The 17,525-nt window shown below is 57.7% G+C and carries 12 protein-coding genes; 5 read left to right on the top strand and 7 right to left on the bottom strand.

Annotated features, from left to right (window positions below; translation table 11 throughout):
* Positions 1-189: 189 nt before the first annotated feature.
* Together ACTQ3R_RS10450 and ACTQ3R_RS10445 are read right to left on the bottom strand one after the other, a co-directional pair.
* The gene (locus ACTQ3R_RS10450; protein ID WP_441779192.1) at positions 190-990 is read right to left on the bottom strand and encodes an HAD-IIA family hydrolase; all 801 of its coding nucleotides are present in this window, start codon (positions 988-990) and stop codon (positions 190-192) included.
* 218 nt (positions 991-1,208) lie between these two features.
* On the bottom strand, positions 1,209-2,582 hold the full coding sequence (locus tag ACTQ3R_RS10445; protein WP_441779191.1) for a vWA domain-containing protein: 1,374 nt from the start codon (positions 2,580-2,582) through the stop codon (positions 1,209-1,211).
* Positions 2,583-2,965: 383 nt separating this feature from the next.
* Here ACTQ3R_RS10445 and ACTQ3R_RS10440 point away from each other — a divergent pair, with 383 nt between their 5' ends.
* Entirely contained in the window at positions 2,966-5,446 is a 2,481-nt protein-coding gene (locus tag ACTQ3R_RS10440; RefSeq protein ID WP_441779190.1) for an O-antigen ligase family protein, read from the top strand.
* 91 nt (positions 5,447-5,537) lie between these two features.
* Here ACTQ3R_RS10440 and ACTQ3R_RS10435 read toward each other — a convergent pair whose 3' ends face one another.
* Positions 5,538-7,448, bottom strand: a complete 1,911-nt coding sequence (locus tag ACTQ3R_RS10435) for a polysaccharide biosynthesis protein (RefSeq protein WP_441779189.1) — start codon at positions 7,446-7,448, stop codon at positions 5,538-5,540.
* A 266-nt stretch (positions 7,449-7,714) separates the two neighbouring features.
* Here ACTQ3R_RS10435 and ACTQ3R_RS10430 point away from each other — a divergent pair, with 266 nt between their 5' ends.
* On the top strand, positions 7,715-8,374 hold the full coding sequence (locus ACTQ3R_RS10430) for a Crp/Fnr family transcriptional regulator (RefSeq protein WP_441779188.1): 660 nt from the start codon (positions 7,715-7,717) through the stop codon (positions 8,372-8,374).
* Between the two features lie 153 nt (positions 8,375-8,527).
* On the opposite strand, the gene ACTQ3R_RS10425 is transcribed toward ACTQ3R_RS10430, so the two are convergent.
* The 4 genes from ACTQ3R_RS10425 to ACTQ3R_RS10410 form a co-directional block, all read right to left on the bottom strand.
* Complete coding sequence (locus tag ACTQ3R_RS10425) at positions 8,528-10,312, bottom strand: sensor histidine kinase (protein ID WP_441779187.1); 1,785 nt, start codon at positions 10,310-10,312, stop codon at positions 8,528-8,530.
* Between the two features lie 2 nt (positions 10,313-10,314).
* Positions 10,315-10,983 carry a response regulator transcription factor gene (locus ACTQ3R_RS10420; protein ID WP_441779186.1) on the bottom strand — a complete coding sequence of 223 codons (669 nt, stop codon included), beginning with the start codon at positions 10,981-10,983 and terminating at the stop codon, positions 10,315-10,317.
* A gap of 211 nt (positions 10,984-11,194) precedes the next feature.
* Entirely contained in the window at positions 11,195-12,148 is a 954-nt protein-coding gene (locus ACTQ3R_RS10415; protein WP_441779185.1) for an S-layer homology domain-containing protein, read from the bottom strand.
* 255 nt (positions 12,149-12,403) lie between these two features.
* On the bottom strand, positions 12,404-13,231 hold the full coding sequence (locus ACTQ3R_RS10410; RefSeq protein ID WP_441779184.1) for a TrmH family RNA methyltransferase: 828 nt from the start codon (positions 13,229-13,231) through the stop codon (positions 12,404-12,406).
* 253 nt (positions 13,232-13,484) lie between these two features.
* Between ACTQ3R_RS10410 and ACTQ3R_RS10405 the strand changes: the two genes are divergently transcribed.
* From ACTQ3R_RS10405 to ACTQ3R_RS10395, 3 genes are read left to right on the top strand one after another with little or no spacing between them, the layout of a single operon-like run.
* Complete coding sequence (locus ACTQ3R_RS10405; protein WP_441779183.1) at positions 13,485-14,768, top strand: response regulator; 1,284 nt, start codon at positions 13,485-13,487, stop codon at positions 14,766-14,768.
* Positions 14,765-16,480, top strand: coding sequence for a cache domain-containing sensor histidine kinase (locus ACTQ3R_RS10400; protein WP_441779182.1), 1,716 nt, complete (start codon positions 14,765-14,767; stop codon positions 16,478-16,480). Before ACTQ3R_RS10405 ends, ACTQ3R_RS10400 begins: the two co-directional genes overlap by 4 nt.
* Positions 16,467-17,444: a substrate-binding domain-containing protein gene (locus tag ACTQ3R_RS10395; RefSeq protein ID WP_441779181.1), complete on the top strand. Its 978-nt coding sequence runs from the start codon at positions 16,467-16,469 to the stop codon at positions 17,442-17,444. Before ACTQ3R_RS10400 ends, ACTQ3R_RS10395 begins: the two co-directional genes overlap by 14 nt.
* Positions 17,445-17,525: the final 81 nt, after the last annotated feature.

The following is a 17,525-nucleotide window of genomic DNA, read 5'->3' as shown; positions in this document are numbered from 1 at the left end:
ATCCGCTTTGTTGTCATGCCCTAATGTCGCAAAAGACAGCACACAGCTTGCTTTCGCTTTGCTGTGTGCTGCCTTTGTGAGGTTCCTTACTTGCTAACTAAGTGACATTGGCCCAAAAGGCGGGAGTGTTTTTTGGATCGGTTGAGAGCAGCCGGGCTGCCCAAGGTGGCTTTGCGCAGCGGCAAAGATTTATTTGGTGGCGCAGGCCTGGGCTACAATCTCACCCACGCCGCTGAGCACCGCGGTGGGACGGTAGGCGTAGGTTTTAAGCGTCTCCAACGTGGACACGCCGGAGAGCACCAAAACGGTGGACATGCCGCTTTCCAGGCCGGAGATGACGTCCGTGTCCATCCGGTCGCCTACCATGACGGCATCGGCGGAGTGGCAATGGAGCATCCGAAGTCCGGTGCGCATCATCAGCGGGTTGGGCTTTCCGCAGAAGTAGGCCTGGGTCCCGGTGGCCATTTCGATGGGGGCTACCAGAGCCCGGCAAGCGGGGGCGATGCCGTTTTCAATGGGGCCGGAGACATCGGAGTTGGCCCCGATGAGTTTGGCGCCGTGCAATACCAGGTTGGTGGCCTTTGTCAGAGTGTCCAGGGAATAGGCGCGGCCCTCGCCCACCACCACATAATCCGGGTTGACGTCGTTCATGGTAATGCCCGCATCATAAAGGGCGTTGAACAGGCCGGCTTCCCCGATGACAAAGGCGGAACAGCCGGGGGCCTGCTCCTTCAAAAAGGCGGCGGTGGCCAGGGCGCTGGTGTAAAAATGCTCTTCCGACACATCAAGTCCCATGCGGGCCAGCTTCTGCTGCAGCTCCTTAGGGGTATAACCGCTGTTGTTGGTCAGAAAGAGGTATTCCTTGTTTTCGTCATGCAGCCACTGAATAAACTCTGGTACGCCGGGCAAAATGCGGTTGCCGTGATAGATCACGCCGTCCATGTCGCAGATAAACCCATGCTTTTGATTGAAATCAAGAATATGTTCCATATGTCCTCCTATAAAAGCAGCAGCCTGTTTTTTTCTGTTATGGAAATGCCCCTGAAGGGGTTGTGTACTGGGGCAACTCCAGTATAGCAACCGGCGGGCTGGTTGTAAACAGGGGAGCGGGAATGATGGGAGGAATTCCCCATCGGGCGCTTTGCGGCGTTGAGGGGGATGACATGGAAACGATATGTACCACCGCTTGAACAAGCGGTGGTGACGGGTTACAGGGTAATAATCGACTCGCAGCAGCGATAATCGGTATCGATGCTGTTGGCCAAAAAGCGAACTTTTAAGGTGCGTGAGGAGCACATGTCCCGGCAAGATACGCTCAGATCCTCCGGCAGAACGAACCGAATGCACTTGACCAAGATATCCCGGCACATGGGGGAATCGTGGGCGGGAATGGTCATGGCTTTCATACCCCGCTGGTGTTCCAGGCCGTCCTCGTCTACCTCGGTGAGAATGGCCGCCAAGGCCACCCGCTTGCCGGGGCAGACATGCTTGAGGGTCACATCCATCTGGATGATCTGCCCCTGAGACTGCAGGTAGACGTCTCCCAGGTCCACGACGACAGAATCCTGGCAGCACTCTGCGGTCAAATCCACCGGCTCAGGGCATGCTTCGGGATATACCACAATGTCGCATGCGACCGTCACGGTAGGTTTTGGAAAAACCACAAGGTTTCCTTCCTGGTCCGAATAGGTGATGGACTCATTGACCAGTTTGGTCCCGGACTGCTGACTTACATGTTGGATAAAAAAGTCCAGGGTTGCGCTCTCGCTGGAGGTTACCCCCAACTGAGGAATCGTCCAGCGCAGGGAGCGGGTGTCCAGCATGGTGGCCGATCCCTTTGTGGGAGAGGAAATGCTGGTAATGACAAAGTCCGGGTTGACGACTTCGTCAATGACGATGTCAGTGGCGCCGGGCTTGGAGATGTTGGCGGCCAGCTCAGCAAACAGCTCCTCCAAATAAGCGGCATCCGGGGTCACCGCCACATGAGAGGCGTCTGGATCGGTGGCCCAGCTGTTCAGAGCATTGATATCCAGACCGTCGGAGCCAATGAGGCCGATGCAGTAAATGATAATGCCCTGGGCCCTGGCCGCCGCCGCCACAGGGGCGGGAGGCAGCCCGGTGGTGGTGTTGCCGTCCGTAAACATGACCATGACCTTGGCGTTGGGAGATGCGGGGTCAAATAGCTCAGTGGCCTTGAGAAATGCGTCTGCATGGTTGGTGTTGCCGGCAGCAGTCAAAGAATCCACAGCGGCTTTCAAATTGTCCACTGAGGTAATCAGCTGGGTGTTTGCCATGGCGGTGCTGGCAAAGCTGACAATCCCCATCCGGCTGCCGGAACCGATCTGGCCGTCCTGGCTGCTGTCGGTGGCCTCGTCAATGATATCAATAAAGGTTTTGGCTCCCAGCTTCAGGTCGGCCAGCGGAGAGCCGATCATACTGCCCGAGCGGTCTAACACAAGTACAATGTCCGTGGGATTGGAAACAATATCCGGCGCAGCGGTCAGCGCCAGTGTCACTTTCGCACTGCCGTCACAGGCAATGCGGTCGGTGTTGATGACTTTATTGGAATTTGTAACACCCATGTGTGTTACCTCCTTCTGGGAATGGGTCCCGCATTATCTTATGTATTCGGTGGGCCAATGGTCCCTGTCAGAAAAGTGGGGCATGTCCAAAGGGGGCGTATTGCGGTCTGTCTGCGTCCCCAAACGGGAAGGATACCGGCAAACAGGATCCCAAAGAGACCGGCGCATATGGGGCAGCCTGACGTTTTAAAGCGGGAAAATGTGAAATGCCGCACCCAAATGGACTGTCAGCAAGGACCTGGATAAACTTGGTGCAGCAAATTTGAAACAGAAAGTATGGCATTTTACCGCATTTGTTTTGTGGACAGACAGGAAAAAGGATGGTATAATAACACATTGATCGAATTCCTGAATTTTACACGCATAGCTGGGGGAAGTTCTGAATGAAGGAAAAGAAGATACGCGCCGGGCAAAGGGATGTCCAGCGCGCTCAATTTGTGCATAAGCAAGAAGAGACCACCGGCCCTCTGGAAACGTGGTTCCCTGTTTGGTATTCCATTTTGCTCTTCCTTGCCATGACCATACAGACCAGCAACATGGCATTGATTTTAGGGGGACTGGCCATCCTTCTTTCTCTGGGAAGGAATGCCAGGACGCAGATACGGTCAAAGGCAGGGGTGGCCTTGCTGGGGTTTGTGGCATTTTTGTTGCTATGTACCTTGGGAAGTGTCTACACAGATTTCGGCTCCTACGCCATTAAGGAGATTCCCAAGCTTCTGGCATCGGGGTCGCTGGCTCTCCTTTTGGTGGCCAGAGGACGCCGGTCTTCCGTCCGGGGAGTGCTGTGGGGCTTTTCCGGGGTGTGCAGTGTCATTTCCCTGCTGTGTATGGACCTGGCCTGCAGCGGACCGCTGTTTCAGGGGTTTGCGTCTCTGGCCGGAATGCTGGGGGCCAATACCTATCTGTCCCTGGGAGAGGAGATCCTGATCAGCGGGAGCCGTATGAACGGCATCTACAATGACGCCAACCTGACCGGCAGTTTGCTGGCACTGGCGATTTTTGTGGGCGTCTATCTCATGGTAACCGGACGAAACCGTCTGGAGCGGCTGGCAGCCAGCCTGCTGGCCTGCGTCTCCGTGACTGGATTTGTGGTGGCGGTAAGCCGCGGCGCTATACTGTGCTTTGCTGTGTCTGTGCTGGCCTATTTGCTCCTTGCGGGGAAGGAAAACCGCATAAAGGTGTTCTTTTCCCTGCTGTTTTTGGGAGCGTGTGGGCTGGCCTCCGGTGTTGTAGCTTCCTCCTTGCTGACGGCCGGGTCCACTATGGGCACCTGGCTGGGAATTCCCGGCGGATTGCTGGCTTGGCTGCTCTTCGAGCTTCTGGGCCGGGGTGCAGCGAAGGTGCTGGAGGGCAAGGGCCGGTGGATCGCGCTGGTGCTGGCGGGGGCGGCAGTTCTCGGCGTGGCTGGTGTGTTCTTTGTCTTTTCCCAGACAGAGCCCTATGTGTTTACCGAGGATAGTTATCTCTACCGCGGCGTGGATGTGACCGCCGGAGAGAGCTATACCCTCACCGGAGACTGGGACAGCAGCGATGGGATCACAGTGCGTGTGTATGGTGCCACCCGTGAGCAGACCATGCTGGGAGAAACGGAGACCTATTATAACGGTCCTTTGAGCGGAGCGGCCTTTACTGTGCCGGAGGGGATCAGCCGTGTGCTGCTCCAAGTGAGGGGCCCCGCGGGAGTGGAGATGCGCAGCCTGTCCCTGTCCGATGGGACGCAGATCCCTATGGCATACAAATTCCTGCCGGATACCATAGTCAGCCGGCTGCAGCAGAATCTGTTGGAGGACAGCAGCTTCCTGCTTCGATTCCAGTATGACATTGACGGGATGAAGCTGTTCACCCAGTCTCCGCTGATCGGCCATGGATTGGGTTCCACAGATGGCCTGCTCAGCTCCGTGCAGCTTTACTATTACGAATCCCTCTACCTGCATAACCACCTGCTGCAGGTGATGAATGAGACAGGCCTTATCGGACTGTCTGCGTTTCTGGCATTCCTGTTGGGGTGCGCGTGGCTTTTGGTCAAGCGGATGCGTACCGACAAGGGAGACCTGCTGGCCCCGTCGCTTTTGACCTGCTGGGTGATGATGAACCTGCACGGACTTATGGAAATATCCTTCTCCATCCGAATGTATCAGTGTGCTGCCTTTACGCTGCTTTTGCTGGCGGTGGTGGCGTATCAGGAGCCCGTGCAGGGCAAGAAGGGCTTCTGGATGGGCGTGTGCGGTCTGGCAGGGATGCTGTTGTGGATGGTGGTCACCGCGGCTTTGATCCTGGGCAGTCAAATGGCGCAGAAAGAGTTTCAGAGCATAGACAGCAGCAATATGAGCTATAGCGAGTTTATGAGCACCATGAGCCGGCTGGACTGGATGGATTGTTACACCGATCAGGATTATAAGGTCAACATGATTGCGGCCGGCCTTCAGCAGGGAGGACAGAGCGGACTGGAGATAGCTCAGCGCTGTGCGAAGAAGCTGATGGCAACCGAAGAGTTTGATGCCTGCTACAGGGCGGCATATTACTATTATTTGCCCCTGGGTGACCTGGAAGGATTTTTTGCGGCCCTTCAGACGGGCCTTGTGCAGGAGCGGGCCAATGCAGAGGCATGGAACAGCGCGATGAAGCTGTGTTCTACGGTATTTATGCAGCTGAATGAGACCCAGGTGAATGACTTTGTAGATGGAGTCCTGGCCATTCAGACGCAGATGGAGCAAGCAAATGAGGTCCTGATCTCGGATGTTGCACTGGACGCAGAAAACCAGGCCTTGGTGGATGCGGCTCAGTCGGTGCGTGAGCAAAACCTGCAGGGACTGGAGGCATATTTGAACCTGGCAGCAGCCATTGCAGCGGTTCAGAACGGATAATAATCAAAGGGATGGCCTTAAATGGCCATCCCTTTTTCACGTTGATTTCAAAATGCCGGCTGCATAAAGGCAGCCGACATAAGAAAGAACGTTAACCAATTTTAGTTGTAGTCCGGGCAATGGTATGATCAGGAACCTCTACATCGTCCCCTTGCAGCCGGTTCACTTCCTCCGGCTCGTGGAAGGTGGGGACTGCCTCGTGGAGAGCCCGGCGAATGGCAGAAGGGCTGTTCTCTTCCAGGGCGGCGCGCAGCAACTTTAGCTTATGCTCCATTTCCCGGGGAGTAATGGCCGGCTGGCGCTCAATAAAAATCTGGCTGTTTTCCGTCTGCTCAATATCCCGGCTGGCGATGAGCAGCTCCTCATAAAGTTTTTCACCGGGGCGCAGGCCGGTTTCCACGATCTCGATGTCCCGGTAAGGCACCAGCCCGGACAGGCGGATAAGGTTTTCCGCCAGATCCAAAATTTTCACCGGCTGCCCCATGTTGAGGACGAACAGCTCGTTCTTTCTGGCTTGCGCTCCCGCCTGGAGCACCAGCTGAGCCGCCTCCGGAATGGTCATAAAGTAGCGGATAATACGCTTGTCCGTTACTGTGACAGGCCCGCCTGACGCAATCTGCCGCTTGAAGAGGGGAACCACCGAGCCGTTGGACCCCAGTACATTGCCGAAGCGTACGGCCACATAGTCGGTGGTGCTGTAGCCCTTCATGGACTGGAGGATCATTTCGCAAAGGCGTTTGCTGGCCCCCATAACGGAGGTGGGGTTTACCGCTTTGTCAGTGGAAATTAAAAGGAACTTCTCCACCTTAAATTCGTTGGCAGCGCGCACTACATTTAAGGTGCCGAACACATTGTTTCGGATGGCCTCCTGGGGACTGGTTTCCATAAGGGGGACATGTTTATGGGCGGCGGCGTGGAATACCACGTTGGGGCGGTAACGCTCCATGAGCTGACGCACACGCTCCAGGTCCCGGACAGAGGCGATCTCCACCGACAGGTCCAGCCGACCGCCATAGCGGTACAAAAGCTCCTGCTGAATGTCGTAGGCGTTATTTTCATATATGTCCACGATGATCAGCTTGCGGGGGTCGTGCTTGACGATCTGCCGGCAGAGCTCGGAACCAATGGAGCCGCCGCCGCCGGTGACCATCACCGTTTTTCCCTCCAAAAAGGCATCCACAGGAGCGGGATCCATCACAATGGGGGGACGGCCCAAAAGGTCTTCGATCTGTACTTCCCGGAGCTGGCCGCGGATGGGTTTGCGGTCAATGAGCTCCATGGTGCTGGGGAGGGTGGAGATGTGGATGTTTTCCAGCTTGGAGAGGGACTGGAGAATTTCGTGACGGCGGTTTTCGTTTGCGGAGGGGATAGCCACAAAAACATTGCGGATACCCAGGGCTTTTAGTCTTGCAGGGGCCTGGGAAATAGAGCCCTGGACCCGGATGCCGTGGACTGTTTTATGAATTTTGGCAGGATCGTCGTCAAAGAAGCACTCCACCCGGAATTTGCTTTCGTGGTTGCTGCGCAGCTCCTCCAGCAGCTGGAGGCCGGCGGAACCGGCGCCCACAATTGCCGCCGAGACCTGATGGTCGCCCTTCCTATAATGGACGTGATTGCGGTACAGGCGGTAGGTAAAACGGATCAAAAGCATGCCCAGCACCCACAGTCCGCCGATGGCAGTCAGGGTAATAAACGAAATAATCACCTGGCTCATCAGGGTGCGGGCGACGATTTCATAAACAAAAAAGCCAAAGAAAGCTGCCAGCAGCAGGGTCATGTACTCTCGGCTCTCCGCATACCGCCATAGACTGGCATAGGTACGGAAAATAAGCTGAGAAATGGTAACACAGGCGTACATGACTGCCAGATGAACCGCCAGATATAAAAGCCGTCCAGGCAGGTTTTCGTGAAACCAGTGAGAAAAAAACAGGCAGAACAGCGTAGCGGCCAAAAGGATGACGCTGTCACAGGCAAACAGCAAAAAGCTGCGGAAAAATTTCACGGAAAAACTCCTCCACTCTCACATCAGTTGAACAAACAGGGGTTCTGCGTTTAAACCCGATTCATCATAGCATATCCGAAGAGAAAAGAAAAGGGGAGAATGTATCCAAAATAGGCCGAATTTGTATTTGCAATGGGAGGAAAAAAGGTTTTTGCCCCATGTTGTAGGGAGGGGCCAGAGAGCGGTTGCGCGGGGGGCGGTTTTGTGATACCATCAAATCACACTTGCTCCACCGGTGTGGGTGGAGGAGGACAAGGAGGCGAATTATGGAGCTTGCACAATATTTTCCGGTGTGGGATCAGCTCACAGCGCAGCAGCAGCAGACGCTTTTGGAGTCGGCCAGCCGGCAGAATGTGAAAAAGGGAACGGTCCTTCATAATGGCGGGGCCGATTGCACTGGGTTGCTTTTGGTTTGCTCCGGGCAGCTGCGGGCCTACATCCTTTCAGAGGAAGGGCGGGAGATCACCCTTTACCGGCTGTTTGAAATGGACATCTGCCTGTTTTCTGCCTCCTGTATGATGCACAGCATTCAATTTGACATTACGGTAGAGGCGGAGCGGGATACCACGTTCTGGCTGATTCCCGCCGAAGTATACAAGAACATGATGGAGGCATCCGCCCCTCTGGCCAACTATACCAATGAGATCATGGCCAGCCGGTTTTCAGAAGTGATGTGGCTGATGGAGCAGATCATGTGGAAAAGCTTTGACCAGCGCCTGGCTTCATTTCTGCTGGAGGAGGCCGGGCTGGAGGGAAGCAACCAGCTGAAGCTGACCCATGAGATCATTGGAAACCATCTGGGCTCGGCCCGAGAGGTGGTCACCCGTATGCTGCGGTACTTTCAGAATGAGGGGATGGTCAGGCTCAGCCGGGGGACCGTGGAGCTTGTGGACCTGGAAAAGCTGAAAAATCTGGCCAAAGCGTAAAAATCTCCTGCCCGCTGGCGTGGGAGAAATTGCCGGACTGGAATTTGATCCGAACCGAAAAAAGCTATGGGATACCCGCAAAAAGGCGTATCCCATAGCTTTTGTTGTAAGGGGACGAAGGGCGCGTGCTGGGGCTGTGTGCGAAAAAGGACCTTACACGGGGAGAAAGACCCAGAAGGAAACGCCGCCGGGGCGGTTTTCCACCCCGCAGCTGCCCCCGTGAGCCTGAGCCCCGGCCCGGACAATGGCAAGTCCCAATCCGGTGCCGCCGCTTTGACGGCTGCGGGCCTTGTCCCCCCGATAGAAGGGCTCGAAGAGGTGGGGCAGGTCCTCCTCCGGGATGGAGGGGCCGTCGTTGGAGACGGTGAGGCGTATGCCCCCTTCCTCTTGCCTCAGGGTGACCTGGATCGGAGTGCCGGGCGTGGAGTGACGCAGGGCGTTGGAGGCCAGGTTGTCCGCCATCTCCCGCAGCCGCTCCCGGTCCCCGTATACCATCAGCTTCTCCAGCTCCAGAGATAGGGTAAGGTGCTTTTGTTCCAGCTGGAGGGACAGGGGGGCCCATACCTCCCGCATCAGGACGGCCAGGTCGATGGGTTCCCGGCGAAGGGAGGTGCCCGCCTCCAGCCGGGAGAGCTCCAGCAGGCTGCCCACCAGCCGGGCCATACGGTCACTCTCCTCCAGAATGATGTCCAGATATTCTTCCCGCTTCTGGGGGTCAATATCTTCCCGCAGGGCCTCGGCGTGGGTGCGCAGGATGGCCAGGGGAGTTTTCAGCTCGTGGGCAGCCCCGCGGGTGAAGTCCCGCTCCCGCTGGAGTTGTCCTTCCAGCTGCTCTTGGGCGGCATTGAAGGCGCCGGCCAGGGTGTTGAGCTCCTGCACCGGCCCGTCCTCCCGGCAGAGGCCCTGCTGGGCATCCCGGCTCAGCTCCTCCACCGGCCCGGTCACCTTTCGGGACAGGTGGGCAGAGAGGAGGAGCAGGACCGCCGCGGCAAATCCCAAGGAGAGCAAGTATAGCCCCCACTGTTCCTCCAGAACCACCGGCCAGAGATCGCATTGGATGGAGTACCAATAGGAAATTCCATCTTGATCTGTGCCGGAGGACATCTGTCCCCCATCCTTCAGCACGGGACGGCGTTCTCCCGCCCGGTCCCGGTCGATGATGGCCTGGGCCTCCCGAAAGCTGGCCAGACGCCGCTCCATGTGAATGGGCTCATCCTTCCCGTTGCCCAGACGGCCAGGGAGAAGCACGCTGCGCACCTCCATCTGGACGAGATCCAGGGTAATGCTGCTTTGTCCGGAGGTGTCCGTCTCTAAAACCCGTTCCTGGCTGCCGTCCGGGTGGACCAGGTCAAGGCATTGGACCTGTACCCCGCCGCCGGGGAGCTCCACGCCGGTGATCCGGGCAAAGGTGCCGTCCGCGGTGCTTTCGCCTCCGTTTTCGCTGGGAGGGCCCTCTCCGGGCGGAAAGAGTTCGTAAGACCAGCCGCTGCGGTGGGCCATCATCCAGCGGGTAAACTCCAACTGCCCCTGGTCATCCAGCCTCTGGTCAAAGTAGAGAAACCATGGCTGCTCGCCGCTGGCCTCATGGCCCAGGCCCCAGGTGATCTGGCTGCGCACCAGGCTGCCGCCCGTCTGGACGGCCAGGGCGGTCCCGCCGTCCATGGAGTAAATTCCGTCCAACTGCAAATTGCTGAGGCTGCGCATGAGCAAATGATCGGCCCGCGCTCCCAGGCCGCTGGCCCGGTTTTCCTGGTCGGTCCTAATGCTTTGCTGCAGGCTGGTTCGCGTCCGCTGGTAGATGTTGCTGACGGAGTTCTCTAATTCGCCCAGGCGGTTGTTGTACATCAGCAGCACAAAGCCCAGCCACAAAAGCAGCGTGGAGAAGATCAGGGCACGGGCCAGGCGCCAGCGAAGCTTTCTGGGGCGATTTGGTTTCATGCTCACACCTCCTCCAGCCGGTATCCGGTCTTGAACACCGTCTTGATCTGTTTTCCCGCATCCCCCAGGGCGGCGCGCAGGCTGCGGATCCGGGTGTCCACCGCCCGGTCATCTCCTTCAAAGTCCAGGCCCCACACCTTGTCCAGCAGCTGTTCCCGTGTAAGCACCTGCCCCCGGTTTCGCATGAGACACAGGAGCAGGTCATACTCCCGTGGGGAGAGCTTGACCTCCCGTCCTCCGGCCCTGCACAGGCGGCTGCGGGTGTTCAGCCCAATGGCCCCCCAGGAGAGAAGCCCCGCCTCCCCCGTGCCCCGGCTGCGGCGGATGAGGGCCTGGGTCTTTGCCAGCAGCACCGCCAGGGAAAAGGGCTTGGTCACATAGTCGTCACATCCCAGGGCATAGCCCCGGAGCATGTCCTCCTCGCCTCCCAGGGCAGTGAGAAAGAGGATGGGAACGGCGCTGTTCTCCCGCACCGCCCGGCACACCCCGAAGCCGTCTAAATGGGGCATGAGGATGTCCAGGAGGATGGCATCGTAGTCGTGGTCCCGCATAAGGTCCAGGGCCTCCTCCCCGTCCCTGGCCAGGTCGCACTCCAAACCATGGGCGGAGAAGTAGTCCCGCACAATGCTGCGCAGGCGCGGTTCGTCCTCCACCAGTAAGACGTGTTCCATAGTACCCCTCCTTTCACGGTCAGTATAGCGGGCGGTTGTGTCCGAGTTGTGACAATAGGATACCATCTTTGCCCCCGCCTTCCAAGCCGGAGGGAGAGGAAAAACCTCCCAGCCAGGGAAGGGGAGAGGGAAAGCTCCTCTCTGAACCTGAAGGGCTTTTTAAAAAAGCGGGCCGGAGCATATGCTCCGGCCCGCTTTGGGAAGCAATGGGTCAAGGGGTTTCGGCTACATTTTCACAAAACTGCATAAGACTTTGGGCAATTTCAGCCCGTGTGGCAGGAGCCCCAGGCTCCAGACGATCGCCGTCACGGGCGGACAGGATCCCAACGCCCACGGCCCAGGGCATGGCATTCTTCGCCCAGGTGGAGATGCTGTCATAGTCAGAAAAGTCGGACAGGTCACTGGAGGCGCGGGTGTCATAGTTGTGGAGCTTGGCATAGTTGAAGAGAATCAAGGCTACCTGTTCCCGCGTGACGGAAGTGTTAGGGCCAAAACGGCCCTCCTCGTAGCCGGTCATAATCTGCTTGGCATTGGCCCAGGCCACTGCATCGCAGTACCAGTCTTCGTAGGTGACGTCCCCGAAATTAATGGAGCCGAAGTTGGGCTTGCCCTCCATGGCATAGAGGATCTGGGCGGTCATGGCACGGGTGAGGGTGTCGTCAGGCTCGAAGGTATCTGCGCTGGTGCCGGACATAATGCCCTTGTTTGCCACGTAATATACCGCATCCCGGTACCAGGCAGAGTCGCTGACATCGGAAAAGGACACCTTCTCTACGGGAATCTGGGCCGGGAGAAAGAAGGCGGTGATGGTGACGGCGGTGTGGTTTAGGTTAAAGGAGTACTGATTTTTTCCCGTGGAGGACAGGGAAAGGTTTTTCCCGCTGTCAGAGGTCACCGTGATCAGCCCCGCTCGATAGCCGTCGTCTGGAAAGACGGTCAAGGTAACGGTATCAAAAAGATACGCCTCCTCCGGTGAGACCGTGATGTGACCGTGTTCACTGCTTTGAATCTTGATGGAGCATTTGGTCCCGGTGGCGGATGAGGAAGCTTCGTTTCCGTCGCTATGAACGGAGGTGTCCGCGGCCAGTGCGGGGACCAACGCCAGGGAAAGGATCATGGACAGGGACAAAACAATGCCGGCAAGCTTAGTCTGAAGGACTTTCATTTCATTCTCCTCCTAGGTGATAACAGGGCCTTTCGTGCAGGACCGGTAGATAATTGTGATATTATTGTACCATTGGAAGGGAAGCAAAGCAATGCCGCTTTGTCGAAAAAAGGAAAATAACCGCCAGCTCCGAAGGGCTGGTGCTGCCTCTGCTCTGGATGTGTCCCCGATGGCAACGCGGAAAATAGGACGCTGCAGCGTGCCAGCGGGCGTTCCAGGCCGGAATGAGGCCGTGGAAAATTGAGCCCGGACCGCTTATCGCGGCCGCAGCTGCCAGAAAATGACCGCGCCGGCTGCCGCTACGTTGAGGGAGTCGACCCCGTGGCACATGGGGATTTGGGCCACATAGTCGCAGTCTGCGATGGTCTGCTCGGTCAGCCCATTGCCCTCAGAGCCCAGGATGATAGCCAGCTTGTCCGCCTGGGCAAGCGCCGGATGGTCGATGGGGATGGAACGGTGGTTGAGAGCCATGGCTACGGTCTGAAAGCCCAGAGCTTTGAGCTGGGACAGGCCGGGCTGAGGCCATTGGGAGGAGTCCTCGCCCGTCCAGGCCCAGGGGATTTGAAAGACGGTGCCCATGCTGACCCGCAGCGACCGGCGGTAGAAGGGGTCACAGCAGGAGGGGGTGACGAGCACCCCATCCATACCCAGGGCAGCGGCAGAGCGGAAAATGGCCCCCACATTGGTGGCGTCGGTGATGTGTTCCAGCACCACCAGGCGCCGGGCGGTCCGGCACAGCTCCTGGGCGCTGGGCAGGGAGGGGCGGCGCATGGCACATAAAATCCCCCTGGTAAGTTCATAGCCGGTAAGCTGGGAGAGCATTTCCCTGGGAGCGGTGTAAATGGGGACCGCTCCAAAGCGGTCCAAAAAGTCCTGGGGCAGGGTGTTGAGCTGCCGCTGCTCCATCAGCAGGGAGAGAGGCTGGCAGCCGGCGGCCAGGGCACTGGAGATGACGTTGGTGCTCTCGGCAATGAGGATCCCCTGCTGGGGGTCCCGGCGGCTGCGCAGCTGTGCGTGGGTCAATCCCACGTAGGGGCTTAGCTGAGGTGCGGACAGATCGGTGAGCGGAACGATATGGGCCATGGGGATCCCTCCAGAAAACAGAACATTCGGCCGGCGGCCAGCCGACACTATGGACCCATTATGCCATACCAGGCGGCGCAGTGCAAATGGAATGCAGGGAGAGCTGGGTGCAGATAACTGGAAAAATATGTATTTTTTACAGAAAGATTGCACCGAAGAAACATTTGAGGGAACATTAAGAATCTGTTATAATAGACAAAACACCGCCGGAGAACCTATAACACGCCGTTCTCCGGGAAAGGAAGGTGCTGACATGACCCCCAAGACGCTGTATACCGTGGTGGTTGCCGACGACGAGGATGAGCTGAGAGAGGCGGTATGTACCATGATCCCCTGGCAGGACTATGGGTTCTGCCTGGTGGGGAGCGCCAGCAACGGACTGGATGCCCTGCAGATGGTGGAAAAGTACGAGCCCGATTTGCTGCTCACCGATATTCGCATGCCCTTTATTTCCGGCATTGAGCTGGCCCGCCAGGTGCGGGAGGTGCGCCCGGCTACCAACATTGCCTTTTTAAGTGGTTACGACGACTTTAAATATGCCAAGCAGGCGATCCAATATAATATCATCAGCTACATGCTCAAGCCGCTTACCTTGGAGGGGCTGGGGGCGGAGCTGCGGACCATTCGCCAGAAGATTGACGCCCAGTTTGCCATGTTTCGCCAGACTGTGCCGGGGCCGGACCGCCAGGACCTGCGGGCGGCTATGCTGATGCCCCTGGTGCTGGATGACTATGCCGAGCCCGAGGGAGAGGCCCAGGCGGAGGAATATGCCCGGCAGTGCGGCCTGCTCCGGGACCGGGACGACCGGCCCTGCTATACGGTGATGGTCTCCACCCTTCTGGGGGAGGATGGGACCAATGAGACGGCCCCCTCCTTTGCAGCCTCCGTGGACCGGCTGGCCCTGAAATACCTGCGGGCGGTGAGCTTTTTCGCATCGGGAAAGGTCATTTCCGTGCTGCTGGGAAACCCTTCGGATTTTGATGAGTATCTTCATATCTTAACCGATGAGATCCCCCAGATGGCCCTCCGGGTACTGGGCAAGCGCTGCCGCATTGGCGTCAGCCGGATGGCCCAAAGTCTCACGGCCCTCCACGATGCCTATCGGGAGGCCATGGAGGCCCTGCGTCAGGGGGATAAAAACGAGGGAGGAGCCCAGTTTATCAGCGACCTTGCCCCGGCGGTGAAGGGCGGGAGCCTGCTGTGCAAGCGGGCCCTGGATACCCTGGACCAGTATTATATGGATGCAAGCCTCTCACTGGTGTCACTGAGCGGAATGCTGGATGTAAGTCCCAACCATCTGAGCGCCTGCATCAAAAAATACGCTGGGGAAACGTTTATCAATATCCTCATTCGCAAACGGATGGAGGCGGCACGGGAAATGGTCTGTCACTCCAACCTGCGTGTTCAGGAGATCTCCCAGCGGTGCGGATACACCGACCAGCACTATTTCAGCTACTGCTTTAAAAAGTACTGTGGGGAATCCCCCAACGCCATGCGCCGCCGGGTGGGCACAGAAAAGGCGGGTGAAGGGGTGTGAAGAAAACGTTCTCCACGGGTCTGCGCACCACCACCATTCTGGTCTCTATGGTGGTGGGCGTGGTGGCCATTATGCTGTTTTGCTTCATTACCATTTTCCTGGACCGTTACCGCAGCGCCATGGTACAAAGCGCCCAGACCAGCACCGCCCAGGCGGTGGCTCAGGTATCCAACACGGTGGGCAACTATCTGGGCGATATGAATCAGGCCATGGAGCTGGTGGAGCAGTCCATGTGGGAGGAGGCGGAGGGCCGGGATGAGCTGCTGTCCGCCTTTTTAAAATTTCGCCCTGATGTGGTGGCGGTGACCAGCTATTCCCGAGAGGGAGAGCTGCTGGACTGCTGGTCGCTGGGCCGGGAACCTAGGGAGGAAATTTTCCAAAACCTCTCCTTTGACCTGGAAAAGGCCAGAGATTATTTGGGGGCCTATATGACGGCCCCCCATGTGGAGACCATCTTTGAGGGCTATTACCCCTGGGTGGTCACCATGACGGCCCCCCTGACCCAGGCCGGAGAGGCGGCGTGGGTGTCCCTGGACCTGAGCTTTTCCAGCATCTCCAGCTACATCAGCAACGTAAGCATTGGCCAGCGGGGATACTGCTTTTTAATGGATGAGGAGGGCAACATTGTCTATCATCCCCAGCAGCAGCTGCTCTACTCCGGCCTGAAGGCAGAGAATACCCCGGCGCTGGCAACTCTGGCGGACGGCGCCTACGCTGATGACACGGTGATTTATTGCATCACCAGCGTAGAGGGCAGCGACTGGCGGATCGTGGGCGTGAGCTATGTGGACGAGCTGGTCAACCGCAATGTCCATGAGATGATCCGCCTGTCTTTCCTGCTGGCGGGGGTTCTGCTGGCCGCGGCACTGCTCACCAGCTGGCTGCTGTCCCATCTGCTGGGGCGGCCCCTGCGGGGGCTGGCTGCCGCCATGGAGAGCTTTGAAACCGACGCAGACCACTTCACCTACCGCCCTGTGAGCGGGACGCGGGAGGTGCAGGAGCTGTCCGCATCCTTTGGACACATGGTACTGCGCATTCAGCAGCTGATGACCACGGTGCGGGAGGAGGAGATCAACCTGCGCAAGACCGAGCTCAAGGCGCTCCAGGCCCAGATCAACCCCCACTTCCTTTATAATACGCTGGATTCCATTGCCTGGATGTGTGAGCAGGGGCGCAATGCCGATGCGGTGAAGATGGTCCACGCCCTGGCCAGACTCTTTCGCATCAGCATAAGCCGCGGCCATGAGCTCATTCCCATTGAGAAGGAAATCGAGCACGCGGAGAGCTACCTCCAGATCCAGAAGTACCGCTATAAGAACCAGTTTACTTACGAGTTTGACGTAGAGCCCGAGTGCCTGTCCTATTACTGCAATAAAATTACCCTGCAGCCCATTATTGAAAACGCCATCAACCACGGGCTTGACCTGCTGGTGGAAGAAGGACATATTGAGGTGCGGGTGTATCAGCAGGGGGAGGACATCCTGTTTTGCGTTCAGGACAACGGCGTTGGGATGACGTCCCAGCAGATCGAGTCCATCATGCAGCATGGCCCCCATGACCGCACGGGCATTGGCATTAAAAACGTCAACGACCGGCTGAAAATCTATTTTGGCAAGAACTACGGGCTGCATATCACCAGCGAGCCGGATGTGGGCACCTGTGTGGAGATCCGTATGCCGAAGATACGGGAGGGAGACTATGAAGGGAAGTAAACGTGCCGCCCTGGGCGTGGTGCTGGCACTGTGCTGCCTGTGTGCCTGCTCCTCCAAAGGCATTTCGGCATCCCGGCACTCTGTGGCCCTGGTGGCAAAATCCACCCAGACGGAGTTTTGGCTGTCTGTGTTTGCCGGGGCGGAGGCCGCGGCAACGGAATATAACCTGGATTTGAGCATTATGGGCCCTGAGACGGAGGAGGATTTTGAGACGCAAAACCGCATGGTGGCCCAGGCGGTGGAGGATGGAGCAGAAGCGGTGGTGTTTTCCGCCATTGATTTTGAAAACAATGCCTCTGCCATTGACGAGGCCTCCCAAAAGGGTGTGAGCATTGTAGCCATTGACAGCAGCGTGGATTCCCAGGCGGTGAGCACCTACATCGGCACCGACAACTATGCCGCCGGACGAATGGCCGCCCAGGCCGCTCTGGACCGGGTGGACGGTGATCTGGAGGTGGGCATTGTCAATTATGACATCAGCAGCGCCAACGGGCAGGAGCGGGAGCGGGGAGCGGTGGACCTTCTGAAGGAGAGCGGCCGGGCCAATGTTGCGGCCGTCATCAACACCCTGGCCCAGGCGGAATCCGCACGGGAGGACACCATCGCCCTGTTGGAGGAAAATCCCCAGATCAATGTGCTGCTGGCCTTCAACGAGCCCACCAGCGTGGGAGCGGCCTGGGCGGTGGAAGATTTGGACCGCTCAGAGGATATCTTTTTGGTGGGTTTTGATTCCAATGTCATTACTGTGGATGGTCTGCAAGAGGGCAGCGTGGATGCGCTTGTGGTGCAAAACCCCTATGCCATGGGATACCTGGGGGTGGAGAGTGCCTATAAGCTGCTCAGCGGCCAGGGGGGCAGCCTGGAGAGCACGGTGGACACCTCCACCCAAATCGTGGACCGGGAAAATCTCTTCACCATGGACAGCCAAAAGGCGCTGTTTGCCTTTGAACAGCATTTAAATTAGACGAAATAGACAAAAACATGTGGAGAAATTTTTGCATACTGTTGCGCCTGGATAAAATTTTGCCCCTCTTTCGGTAATTTT

This window comes from Lawsonibacter sp. LCP25S3_E2, assembly GCF_052117285.1.
In the GTDB taxonomy this organism is placed as follows: Bacteria; Bacillota; Clostridia; order Oscillospirales; family Oscillospiraceae; genus Lawsonibacter.
Note: the sequence above shows the minus strand (reverse complement) of the source record. Positions and strands in the feature narration are given on the sequence as shown.

Excerpts from the sequence above, each read along its gene's own strand:
- ACTQ3R_RS10450 (WP_441779192.1), bottom strand. The coding sequence starts at position 990 with ATGGAACATATTCTTGATTTCAATCAAAAGCATGGGTTTATCTGCGAC.
- ACTQ3R_RS10445 (WP_441779191.1), bottom strand. The coding sequence starts at position 2,582 with ATGGGTGTTACAAATTCCAATAAAGTCATCAACACCGACCGCATTGCC.
- ACTQ3R_RS10440 (WP_441779190.1), top strand. The coding sequence starts at position 2,966 with ATGAAGGAAAAGAAGATACGCGCCGGGCAAAGGGATGTCCAGCGCGCT.
- ACTQ3R_RS10430 (WP_441779188.1), top strand. The coding sequence starts at position 7,715 with ATGGAGCTTGCACAATATTTTCCGGTGTGGGATCAGCTCACAGCGCAG.
- ACTQ3R_RS10425 (WP_441779187.1), bottom strand. The coding sequence starts at position 10,312 with ATGAAACCAAATCGCCCCAGAAAGCTTCGCTGGCGCCTGGCCCGTGCC.
- ACTQ3R_RS10420 (WP_441779186.1), bottom strand. The coding sequence starts at position 10,983 with ATGGAACACGTCTTACTGGTGGAGGACGAACCGCGCCTGCGCAGCATT.
- ACTQ3R_RS10415 (WP_441779185.1), bottom strand. The coding sequence starts at position 12,148 with ATGAAAGTCCTTCAGACTAAGCTTGCCGGCATTGTTTTGTCCCTGTCC.
- ACTQ3R_RS10410 (WP_441779184.1), bottom strand. The coding sequence starts at position 13,231 with ATGGCCCATATCGTTCCGCTCACCGATCTGTCCGCACCTCAGCTAAGC.
- ACTQ3R_RS10405 (WP_441779183.1), top strand. The coding sequence starts at position 13,485 with ATGACCCCCAAGACGCTGTATACCGTGGTGGTTGCCGACGACGAGGAT.
- ACTQ3R_RS10395 (WP_441779181.1), top strand. The coding sequence starts at position 16,467 with ATGAAGGGAAGTAAACGTGCCGCCCTGGGCGTGGTGCTGGCACTGTGC.